This window comes from Coleofasciculus sp. C1-SOL-03 (assembly GCF_040220555.1).
GTDB lineage: Bacteria > Cyanobacteriota > Cyanobacteriia > Cyanobacteriales > Coleofasciculaceae > Coleofasciculus.
In genome coordinates, this window is record NZ_JAVJUO010000146.1 from 56,055 (window position 1) to 67,938 (window position 11,884).

The 11,884-nt window shown below is 48.2% G+C and carries 9 protein-coding genes; 4 read left to right on the top strand and 5 right to left on the bottom strand.

The features are described from left to right. Window positions 1–21: 21 nt before the first annotated feature. Window positions 22–2,361: an IMS domain-containing protein gene (locus tag RIE73_RS23400; RefSeq protein WP_446403475.1), complete on the bottom strand. Its 2,340-nt coding sequence runs from the start codon at window positions 2,359–2,361 to the stop codon at window positions 22–24. A 377-nt stretch (window positions 2,362–2,738) separates the two neighbouring features. Between RIE73_RS23400 and pdhA the strand changes: the two genes are divergently transcribed. Further along, a complete protein-coding gene (gene pdhA / locus RIE73_RS23405) occupies window positions 2,739–3,770 on the top strand; it encodes a pyruvate dehydrogenase (acetyl-transferring) E1 component subunit alpha (protein WP_446403476.1) in 1,032 nt (343 codons plus the stop codon). A gap of 41 nt (window positions 3,771–3,811) precedes the next feature. Here the strand turns inward: pdhA and RIE73_RS23410 are convergent, their stop codons facing one another. The 4 genes from RIE73_RS23410 to RIE73_RS23425 form a co-directional block, all read right to left on the bottom strand. Further along, window positions 3,812–5,128, bottom strand: a complete 1,317-nt coding sequence (locus RIE73_RS23410) for an RNA-guided endonuclease InsQ/TnpB family protein (RefSeq protein WP_446403486.1) — start codon at window positions 5,126–5,128, stop codon at window positions 3,812–3,814. Window positions 5,129–5,174: 46 nt separating this feature from the next. After that, entirely contained in the window at window positions 5,175–5,297 is a 123-nt protein-coding gene (locus tag RIE73_RS23415) for a hypothetical protein (RefSeq protein WP_446403477.1), read from the bottom strand. 80 nt (window positions 5,298–5,377) lie between these two features. After that, a complete protein-coding gene (locus RIE73_RS23420) occupies window positions 5,378–5,761 on the bottom strand; it encodes a DUF1815 family protein (protein WP_446403478.1) in 384 nt (127 codons plus the stop codon). 340 nt (window positions 5,762–6,101) lie between these two features. Beyond that, entirely contained in the window at window positions 6,102–6,314 is a 213-nt protein-coding gene (locus tag RIE73_RS23425) for a DUF2839 domain-containing protein (RefSeq protein ID WP_446403479.1), read from the bottom strand. 238 nt (window positions 6,315–6,552) lie between these two features. Between RIE73_RS23425 and RIE73_RS23430 the strand changes: the two genes are divergently transcribed. The 3 genes from RIE73_RS23430 (at window position 6,553) to RIE73_RS23440 (ending at window position 11,668) form a co-directional block, all read left to right on the top strand. After that, window positions 6,553–6,726: a hypothetical protein gene (locus RIE73_RS23430; protein WP_446403480.1), complete on the top strand. Its 174-nt coding sequence runs from the start codon at window positions 6,553–6,555 to the stop codon at window positions 6,724–6,726. 500 nt (window positions 6,727–7,226) lie between these two features. After that, on the top strand, window positions 7,227–9,227 hold the full coding sequence (locus RIE73_RS23435; RefSeq protein ID WP_446403481.1) for an iron uptake porin: 2,001 nt from the start codon (window positions 7,227–7,229) through the stop codon (window positions 9,225–9,227). Window positions 9,228–9,715: 488 nt separating this feature from the next. Further along, window positions 9,716–11,668, top strand: a complete 1,953-nt coding sequence (locus RIE73_RS23440) for a hypothetical protein (RefSeq protein WP_446403482.1) — start codon at window positions 9,716–9,718, stop codon at window positions 11,666–11,668. The last annotated feature ends 216 nt before the right edge of the window (window positions 11,669–11,884 follow it).

An 11,884-nucleotide genomic window follows, 5' to 3' on the forward strand; every position in this document is an offset into this window, starting at 1 on the left:
CCCTGTTCCCTGATCAATGACCTACCTGACCGCCATATCCTTAATAAACCATTGACCCTCCTGACGCACCAACTCATACTGAACCCGCAAATTATCATCGTATGAAAGTGCCTGATTAATCTCACCATTTTGAAAGAAACGGGCTTCTTCTTTAACCGCTGCTTCTACCTTCGCTTGGTCAGAATTAGCCGGATTCGTTTGCACAGATGTTACTTTAACCTGGTGATCATACTGGGCATAAATATTCCGTTGCTGATTCGTTTGCGCCCGCCGCTGCCAAACTGACAAAACTGGATCAACTAGAATTTGATCCAATCGATCAATTTGATAATCGGGTCCGAACACTTGCGATTTCGTCGAAAGCCAGGTTTGAATCACTTGCTGGGCGGTATCTTGGGTCAGCGGACCTCCGGGTGCGATTAACTGACTATCGGCTTCAGGAATCGGAATCGGCGGTTGAGTCAGTTCCACCATTGGTTGTTCACCCTCTAATGCTGGTGCAGATAAACCTTGTTGGATTTTTTGTATCCAAGCCATTAACAACCAGCCAATTAATCCGATACCCACGACTCCAGCAATAACCAGCAAGATAGAGCGCCGATTTTTCGCCCCCTTGCGGCGTTCCGGTAATCGTTGCAGGCGTCCAGGAGGGGACTGATCCAAATGTCCGGGTTCAGCAGAGGGAGTGGATACCCCAGACGCTGGACGCACTCGACTGGCGTCTGCTTCGGATCGGACTTTGGTGGAACGTCCGGGTGGCGCTGACTTAACCGCTGTGTTTACCGATGAATCCCCAGACGCATTGATGGTTTGAGTCCCAGGTTCTCCTACCCGACTGGTTCCTGATGCTACCCGTTGGCTTGGGGGTAAGGTTGAGACGCCGGATACCGAGGCGCGATCGCTTGTTCCTATACTCGCTGTCTGAGCCGCCCGATCGCGCTCTCTGGTGCTGTATGAGCCGACAACTGTGGGTTGGCGATCGCGGGAACCCGAATAACCATTACTCCGACCTGTGGATGCGCCTGTTGTCGTGTAGGCTTTTTTCTGAGCGCTGACTGACCATTGGTTATTCGCCGCTGGCGTCGATTCGGGAAGCTGCTCTAAATAGGCTTGTACCTGTTCATCGGCAAAATAGTCTTTCAACGAGGCGGTTTGTTCTGCCAAGTCGCGGAAATGGGGAAAGACGGAATTTTGCAGCCAGCGTTCTCCATACAAACATAATCCCGGTAATAAATCTGGAGCGCCTTGAGACTGTTCCCGAATAAAGGCTAAGGGTTCGTATTCATGACTCAGTTCCAACGCGCGGCTGGCTTCTTCTGTTTGACCCAACAGCAGCGCACAGACGGCTTGTTCTAAATGCACATCCTGACGCCGCCCCAACCGCATCAGCATTTGTTTCGCCCGGGCAATTAAAGCGGGTTGACGCTGGGCAAATCCTCTAGCAATCAAGGCGTAAACCGCCAGATAGGTGGCGACGGCGGAAGGGCGGCGGGCTTCTGCCTCAAACAAGGTTTGTTGTTGCGCCGCCGTTAGGTAACCCCGTAGCTGCTGAATAAACCGCAAAAAGTCATCAATACTGAGTCCAGACTGGTCATCCCCACTGCCGTCAATCCCTTGGCGCTCCTGTAACATATCTTGCAACAGTTGTAAACCCTTACGCCGTTCGGCAATCTGTTCATCGGGTAATGCCAACAATTCCAGAATCCGGTAGGGACGCAGCTTATAGAGATCGGCTTGAATTTCGCCCCGCACCGTAGGAAATAAGCCTTCACTCAGGAGTAATTCTTGACCCGTTTCCAGGGACAAGGCGGCATTTTCGTAACCACCTTGCTGCCATTGTTCCCGCCCCAGTTCCAAACAAGCCAGCGCCAAGGTGAGGAAAATATCGGGTCGCACCAGTTGCGGGTCGCCTAAGTGACCTTTATCCAAACTGATGCTGTCCCGACTGTGTAAATAAGGTTGTCCTAAGTCCAAGACGAGTTCATATTCCCCAAGTTCTTGCAGAATCAGCAAAGCGCCCACAAATTGTTCCTTGCTGATGTCTAAGCTCGGACCACTTGGATCAATCGTCTCCGTAGCGGTTGGTTCAGCCGTCGCCGTTGATTCCAACGGTAAAGAGGGACTAGAGTCTGGGTCGTAGGTTTTCTCCAGAAAGCTAGCATCATAACTTGAGCGCTGTTCCGGGTCAGAGAGAACCGCATACGCCTCATCCAGCAACTCCTTGCGAGACGCGATCGCCACTTCCGAATATTCCCGACGCGGAAGTTGGAGAGTGCGATCGCGATAGGCGACTTGAAGCTGTTCTGGTGTTGCCTGGATTGGCAATCCTAATATTCGGTAGTAATCGAGCGGAATTCGCACGGTTCACTTCCCCAGCGCTGCAACAACTGAATTCATGTATGTTAACTCATAGAATCCCCAATGTAGTAGTCATTCTACCAAGACTCGCCTATCCTAGTGGTCTGTCAACCTTAAATTGAATGCCACTGACTTTAGAGTTTGTAGTAAGCGCTTCAGCGCTTCTGGCACTAAAGTGCCTACTACGAACCCAGCTTAAGTCAGTGCCATTTACCTTAAATTGACGGGTTGAGACTGACGCGGGGACGCGGAGAGGGGGAGACGCGGAGAGGGGGAGATAAAAGTAACCCGTCAAAGTAGCTTTGACAGTCTACTAGCTGAAAAATAGTTTTGAGAACAAAATACCAGTATAGTATTGCTGCAAGGATACTCGATTCGCCATGGTTCAGGAACGGACGTTACCCAAGTTTCAAGTTCAAGAGGGTCAAATCAGCAGAGACGAAGGATTACTGCTGTACGAAGATATGGTTTTGGGGCGCTTGTTTGAGGACAAGTGCGCTGAGATGTATTACCGGGGTAAAATGTTTGGCTTTGTCCACCTCTATAACGGTCAAGAAGCCGTGTCCACGGGGGTGATTCGGGCAATGCGCCGGGATTATGATTATGTATGTAGCACCTATCGCGATCATGTCCATGCGTTGAGCGCAGGGGTTCCCCCACGAGAGGTGATGGCGGAGTTATTTGGCAAAGCCACCGGATGTTCTAAAGGACGCGGGGGGTCGATGCATATATTTTCAGAACCCCATCATCTTTTGGGGGGGTTTGCCTTTGTCGCCGAGGGGATTCCTGTTGCTACAGGAGCGGCATTTACGTCAAAATATCACCGTGACGCTTTGGGTGATCCGAATGCTGATCAGGTGACCGCCTGCTTTTTTGGCGATGGTGCCTGCAATAACGGTCAGTTTTTTGAATGCTTAAACATGGCAGCCTTATGGAAATTGCCGATTATTTATGTTGTGGAAAATAACAAATGGGCAATTGGCATGGCGCACGAACGGGCAACCTCCCAGCCCGAAATTTACAAAAAAGCCAGTGTTTTTGGCATGCCAGGAATTGAAGTTGATGGCATGGATGTCCTAGCGGTACACTCCGCCGCCCAAGAAGCGGTTGCCCGGGCGCGGGCGGGTGAAGGTCCAACCTTAATTGAAGCCCTCACCTATCGCTTCCGAGGTCACTCCCTAGCTGATCCGGATGAACTTCGCACCTCCGAAGAGAAGGATTTTTGGATGACTCGTGATCCGATAAAAAGGCTAACCACCTACCTGAGTGAGCAAAATCTCGCTGACGCTGAAGAACTTAAGGCGATCGACCAACGCCTTCAAGAGGTGATCAATGACGCGGTACAGTTTGCCCAAACCAGTCCCGATCCTGATCCGAGTGAGTTACATCGTTACATTTTTGCCGAAGATTGAGGTATAATATCTCAACTCAGTATCATTGACTTCTCCCCCGGTTAAAACGCGGGGGATTCTAAGAGGATACTACGGGACGGGCTGAAGCCACGTCCCTTCGTGCGTGTCTTCTTAGAGTTCCAGAGAAGAACCCTGGATGGCGCAGTCAAAAACGCCCTACAGACCTTGGCTAGGTCAAGACCTAGCTGTATCTCTACTTGGCGGAGAATGTTGGCAGCACCATTAGCATCGGCATTGACAAATTCTCCGTTAAGCGTGCGGTACATTCCGCGTTTCACTCGTCTACCACTTGGTTTCCACCCTTCCGGGCCTGAGCCGAATACAGGTAGAAAGTCGTTATCGAGGAAACTCGCTTTAGAGGTATAGCTTTCTTCAGTTTCAAAAAATTGAATCCCATACTGCTCACACAGTTGTTCAATTGTGTCCTTAAGACGGGAGGTGGGAATCTGGACGAATTCCTGATTCGTCTTCTTCCCCAGTTCAATCCCGTCTTTATGGCGACGATTCCAACCGAAGACAACTGTTCCAATCCGATGCTGGAGGCAATGGTTGATAACGATGCGAGCTGCCTTGTTAACCGCATCTCTTATTTGCCTGTTACGCCTTTGTGTTAAGGACGCCAACTCATCATTCCAAAACCCTTGAGCTTTGCCCAATTTAATAGTTGCAACTCGCTTGTTGTAGAACGGGTTAAGACTCTTGAGTTTGCGCCCATCGACGATCAAGCTGGTTTCAACATTGGAAACACAAGTTAGCCAGTTGTCAAGTCCGGGATCGATTCCTAAGACTCGTGATGAGTCTACATCTGCTTTTACGGAAGGCAGAAGATAGACGAACTCAGCATAGAAACAACCATTACGGGGAAGTATTCTTAGTTCTTTAATGTCTTTGAAGTTGAGATTGGATGGCATCGGGATGAAGAAATCCGCTATCTTGAACCAAGTCTTGACCAACTTGCCTAGCGGTATTCTAATTTGACCATCTTTAAGCTTCAAAGCTTGCTTGGGATAACTGACCGAAGAAAGACCGCCTTTCTTTAAATACTTAGGCAGTCTAGGTTTATCCGCTATCTTTCCTTTTCTGAACTCTCTCATCAGTCCGCCGAAGGACTTGAAGGATTCGCTAACGGTTCTTAATGCTTGTTGAGCCGCTTGGGAGTAGAGAGCTTGGAAGTGCTTGTTGTTCTTATACTCCTTCTCTAAGTCGTATTTGCCAATAAGCCATCGACGTTTAAACCAGAGTTGACGAGCATAATAGATGCCGCCGTTCATCAAGTTATTTGCTTCGGTGCAAATAAACTCTAGAACGGCGGCTAGTTCTTTATCTGGGTTTAACAACACTTGCTGACAACCGTACAATAATATCACCTCCCTGTTTATAACCTTATTATGTCACCCGATATGCTTATTGCGGGATAAATCCCGCTATCTTTGCAATTCGCTCGGTTTCATCCCTCGGATGAATCGCGAGGGCTTTCACCATCGCTTGCGCTGTAAACGCAGGAGGCAAGAGGGCATTATCTACCATCCCATCTAACCCCTCGCCTCGCGTTACCTAGAGTCTTGTCTGGAGACAAGGAAACGGTGAGGTTCCAAGCACTCCCACTCTCAACCAATTACTTCAATCGATTCCCGTTCAGAGTGAACAGGCGATCGCGCTGGAGTGTAACGAACCTCAGCAGACGGTTGAATTTGGTATTTGACCAGATCCGCTAAGTCTTGAAGTTGGCTAATCGCTTCAGCGCCTTCTAGCTTCATCAGTTCCCGATCATCACGCATTTCCGTCCAAGTGATCCCATAATCGGAGACCAAAAAACGAATCAGGTGACTATCGCCCAGACTGACCATGAATGAGGCACTATTCATTTGATTGCCGCAGGTATAGCATGATGCCAAATAGCCTCGGTTTTCCAGTACGATCGCCAAAGCTTGAAGATTCATGACTAAATCTCGGACAAATTGACGATGTTGCTCTGCAAGTCGTATGAACACGTTAATCCTCCAAACACCTTTCCTACGAATATTAGATTTTATACTTTGCTTAAGGATTTAAGACTCTATTTTGGGAGGGGTCAGTGCAAAATATGAGCAAGCCTTGTCTGCGGCTGATTCCTCAAACTGACTAACAGAGTTAGGGAGTTGAGCAATTCTAGCGTGATGATCTGGCCTCATGATTTTAGCCCACTTCAGACGAGTGGCTTTCTCAGTCACTCAGGTCTTTAGCAGTAATCCTCAAGTTATCCGATACAAATTCCTAATCAGTTGTATCATCAGTGACAATGGCGAAACTAAATCGGATACCATTGCCGCCGAGTTCAGTGGTGGGAATTGGTTAATTGATTTGCCACCAACCGAATGCTGGTCCAATAAAGCGCACGGTTAGCCACCAGGCGACGAGAAAGCCGATGCCAATCCAAGCGCCTTTAGTCGTCAGTTTGACGAACTGTTCACCCTGACTTTTGGTAATTGGGAGCCAGGGGAAGATTCTCGCCTCTTGACCGTACTTGTCTCCAAGTGCAGTTTTACGACGTTTTGCTTCACCCATTCCTCAGATGCCTCAACTAAATGAATTCGATCTTAGCGCTATTCCTGAGATTTGGTTGGCATAAGTTTACGAAATGACAAGTAATTCTGACAATTCCCCGGGGATCGGGGATCGTTAGATTAGAAATCCTGAGCCAATCGGCAACTCAACCCTAATTCAGTTAATCATCATTTTTCAGCGATAGTCTCTGGGGAAACGCCCACCGAACTCCCGTCCTTTAGGGCGGGAAGGGACAGGAGTGGCAGTTGAGGGGACTTGCCGTTGGGCTGAGACGTCGTTAAATATCTATACAAAGACAGAAATTCCGGATAAGTCCTATGCCGACAGGGAGTCTTACTCCTCGATAACGACGCTTGCCAGTCAAATTATCGGACATCCAGGGAAGGCGATCGCTAACACTCTCCCTAAGTAGGGCTTGCTGAATAAGTATTGGGGTGAGGGGGTGAGAGGGTGAGGGGGTGATGAGGGAAACAGTAGTGCTTTTCGCCTCGCTATAAGTGCAAGCTTTTCACCCATCCAGGAGGGATAGATTGCACTTCTAGTCGGCTTTAAACCTCCTCTAACTCTTGATAAATAAGGGTTTCCGGGTTGTGCAGCAAGCCCTAAGTACCTGAACATCAATCTGGTTAACTAAGTTAAGAATTGTCAACGTCCTCAATTCCTGGTTCCTGTTTCCTGTTCCCCCATTTCAACCATCAACTGTAACTGTGTTCGACCCCTTACGCCCCTGTTTTCAGGTTAAGTTAACACCAATAGTTACGGATTGCCCGTTCCCCGTTCCCCGTTCCCGGTTCACTTTATTCCCCAGGAAAACTTACCTTTGACTAAGGAATAAAAAACTAATTGACAGTTGTCTCTTCTTTCTAGCTACAATCGAGGGCGAGTGTGGTTTTTGTGAGGAGTTATAAAACCATGACGACTTATGGACGTTTGGGAAAAACGGCGTCTTCAGCTTTAATATTCGCGACCTTAGGTTGCTGGGTGACCAATGTCTCAGCGACACAAGCGACGCCTGTAGAATCGTCCGATCAGCAGCCGACCGATTTGGCTGAGCTCATTGACACGTCAGGAGTAGACCCAGGACTGTCTCCGTTAACGGAAACGGGACGGGTGACTTCTGCGGTTGAGATAGCCTCTCCAGTAACGGAAGCAGACATCACCACTGAACTAGCGGTATCCGCCACCAGTGAAGTCGGGATGATCACGTCAACGGATTCCCTAATCGAGTCCGAGGACGCCTTTATGGACACCAAAGTTCAAGACTTAGCCCAAGCTTTGCCAGAGATGGAGGAGGCGAGTGATCCCACTGTTCCGGAACCCCTGTTCGTTGATCCCCTAGAAGCAGTAGAGGAATCTGACCCGATGGGTCAAGTGACCAATGTGTCTCAATTAAGAGATGTTTCGCCCGGAGACTGGGCGTATGAGGCACTGCGGAGTCTGGTGGAACGGTATGGTTGTATTGCCGGATATCCAGATGGCACGTTTCGGGGGAATCGGGCGATGACCCGGTATGAATTTGCCGCTGGGTTGAATGCTTGTTTGCAGCAAATTGAGCGGTTGATTGCAGGGCGTTCTGAGTTTCCCACTGGGGATTTAGAGAGTCTGCGGCGGTTGGTGCTGGAGTTTGAGGCAGAAATCGCTACCCTAGGGGCGCGGGTGGATAATTTAGAAGGTCGAACAGCCTTTTTGGAGGATAATCAGTTTTCGACAACGACGAAATTGTTTGGTCAAGCGATTCTGGGGGTTCAGGGACGTAGTGGTGATGAGTTCGTATTAGCTGGTGAAGAGCGTCCTGACAACGACACCAATGTCAATGTCATGAACAATGTACAGTTGAGTCTATTCACCCAATTGAGTCCACGTAGTCTTTTACTCACCAGTTTTCAGGCAGGGAATGGTAGCCTTACCAGTGCTGCAACCAGTGCTGCAACCAGAGACCCGTTGGGTAACTTTGTCAGTCTGGGATATGAAGGAGACAACGATAACGATTTACGACTGACTGACCTCAACTATCGTCAACTCATTGGTAGTAATTTTGCGGTAATCGTCGGACCCGAAGGGGTCAATCCAGTGAACGTATTCCGGGGCGTTAACCGCATTGAAAGTGCGGGTTCTGGTCCCCTATCTCGCTTCGCCCAGCGCAACCCGATCATTAATATCGGCAATGGCAGCGGTGGTATTGGCTTTGACTGGCAAATTGCCACTCGCCTGAGTTTGCAAGGGGTTTACTCGTCCAGTCTTCCAGCAGACCCGGAGAATGGGGGAATTTTTGGCGGAGATCAAACCAAAACCACGGCTGGGGCACAGTTAGTTGTCTCACCCTTGGATACCCTTGATATCTCCCTTCAGTACATCAATTCCTATTCACCCGATGGCTTTTTGGGTACTAACGTTGGCGATGACCGCGTTGCTTTACAATCACCACCAGTCAATGGCTTCCTCAGAGCACCAATTAACACTAATGCCTTTGGTGCAGGTTTGGAATGGCGTGTCATACCCAAACTTACCGTTGGCGGTTGGGCAGGTTATACTGATTCGGATTTTGAAGACGGTTCAGGAGACGCGCAAACCTTTAACTGGATGGCGTTCCTGAATTTCCCTGACTTATTTGGTGAAGGGAATTTAGGTGCTATTTATGTCGGTCAGCCGCCAAAAATCACGGATAGTGATATTACCGACGATAATGGTATAGGCAGGAACGTTCCGGGTTTCTTCACCACCGATGGCATCCCCAATGCATTCGATGAGGGAGGTCAACCGGATACAACAACTCATTTGGAAGTGTTCTATCGGTGGCAAGTGGCAGACAATATCAGCATCACGCCTGGAGTGATTGTGATATTCAATCCCCTGCATAACGATGACAACGACACGATTACCATAGGAGCAATTCGTACAACCTTTACGTTCTAAACCAGAATCCAAGGTTAGAGCAGTCGCTGGATTGCTGTTAATGGGATAGGGTGCATCCCAATCTTGCCACTGTTACCAGGTCGTGTGAGCATCTTGCTCCCTTGCACTTCCAGGAAAATGCTCACACTCATGACGTTGCGCGTGAATTCAAAACTCTCACACTTAAATACTTTCCAACAACGCTAAAATGCTGTTTCTGGAGTTTTGATGAAGTTCTGGTAAAGTTGCTTTTTGAACGGAACCCTCCTGATCAGGGCGCGTCTTGAACTTTAGACAGGCTAACGAAATCACCAGGAATCTGCATCTTTTTAGCCTGCTGACATCAGTGAAAAGCCAGTCTTGGGTACTTTATCCCCTCTTCTGGATCAATACTTCGCGATCTGACTCTGCTCAGGATTAAATCATAACTAGCCAACTGTTGGGTTAGGTCTCGGAGTCAACCACATATCTCGGTTCCTTTCGTTCATTTACAGATGGAGTCTAACAAGATGATTCTCAAATCACTACGCTACATGGTTGGTTTAGGGATAGTTGGCGGTTTAGCGGTGGTCGTTGCACCAAGGGCTGACGCTCAAACAGCAACAACAACAAGCCAAACCACAACTAACGGTATTGAAGTGACCGGCGGTTCCATTGGAGGTCAAGCCGCCTTTTTTGTTCCAGGGATGAACGCGGGAGGGAATGTCACCCTGTTTGATGTGGGGATTCAGGAACTGAGCATCGAAAGCACTAATGGGAATACCACCACCGCCCACTTTGAACCCAGCGCTGCTAGTTTTGATGACGTTAATACCAGTGGTACGCCAGACGCTGGAGACACAGGCGTCCTCCAAGGTAAACTGACAGGGATAGCCTATACACGACAAGGTATTATCGTTCCCTACAATAGAGTTGATACAGTCCTCAACTTTGAGCTGAGTTCCTTTGACCAAACCTTCTCAGATTTGTCAGGAACCCTGGTTAGTCCTGCGGTCATGGGTGATGCACCACTGGTTTTCTTACCGAATGTAGAGGCGACGTTATCTGATCAATCTAGCTCTGAATTTGAAGCAACCTACGGTGATTTACAAATTGGCGACTTTGAGGCTGATTTAAATAGTGGGCTGATTGATCTGCCTGCTAGCTATATTTTGGGTGATTCAAGTACGGTTACAATTCCTGAAGTCTCGTTGCTAGAAAAACTCAAATTCACGTTTGAAGGGGAAGACTTAGCAGGCGGAAGTTACACCTTAACAGAAGGTACAGAAAGTAATAGCCTTCGTTTTGTCGGTGAAGCCAACAAGAAATTTGAAATTGAGACCGAAAGTGCTTCCGGTGAAAAGTTCAAATTTAAGGGAGATATTGGTTTTGTTGATATCACCATTAATGATATCAATGAGGCTGAAGGGACTATTGATGATAGCCTTGATTTAGACAAGTTCAAAATTGAAGGGAAAGATGAAGGAGCTGTGGCTGGCTATGCTTCTATCTTCGGTACAGATGGCGTAGCATTTAGCAGCTTGGGCGATAGTGAGAAAGACAAAGTTGAGTTTGAATTTGAACAGGGTGAGAATAAACTAGAGGGAGAGAGTCAGGGTAGCTTTGCTTTCTACGCTGCGGCTGGAGTTAGTAGCTTTAATGTTGATAACGACATTGAAGAATATACCTACTCTGATCCCAGCGATAATGACGATGTTAATTTTGTTTGTGGTGTTTGTGCAAGTTCTCCAATTTCATTCAATACGGATATTGATTTTGGCGACAATACGATTAATCTTGTCGAAGGTGGAAGTGGCACTGTAATTAATTACACCCTCAGTGGTGGTGATACCTTTATTGTCAATGGAAGTGGTTCTGTCGGAGCAAGTTTGTCAGCAAGGGCAAGGGCTAGCGGTTCAGCAAGTGCAACACAAACAAGTAGACGTACCATTACCGTAGCCAGAGCTAATTCGTATAACACCAATGTTGCCGCTTTCTCGGGTACTTCCAGCACCGCTCAAAGCCAGTACCAAGTTTCTAACTCCATCCGTTTCCAGAGTGTGAGTGCGGCTCAAGGACGGGTACGGGTTAACTATACAGAGAGTGGCGGTGAACGCTATCTTGTCGCGACTCGCCGCAGTCGCGGTCGCGCTTTAGGTCGCCAAGGCTACAAGATGGTTGGTCCGAGCAGTCGCTGCTTCCCTGGTTTGGTTGGTCTGCGCCAGATTTCCGATGAGGAACTCGACACCGTTGTTGATGATGATACTGCGATCGATACAGGTGACACCACGACTGTCGATGATGAAACCAATATCGATACGGGTGACACCAACACTGTCGATGATGAAACCAATATCGATACTGGAGACCAAACCGACATCGGTGATGATGACGACGATGACGATGATGATGACGATGATGATGACGATGACGATGACGATGATGACGATGATGACGACGACGATGATGATGATGATGACTAAGCTTGAAGTCAGATAAATCATCACTACGGGGTTGGCAAGGATTCAGAAGGGGGAATCCCAGTAACTTCCAACCCCGTCAACAACTCACCGTCAACCCTACGGGTATGACGGGAGCTTGTAAAAAGCTCTAGTTGACCAGACTAAGTGTTAAATCACTACGTTATTTGAATCATGAAACCTGAGAATACGTGCCAGTTTTCAGCTCTTTCGTACAAC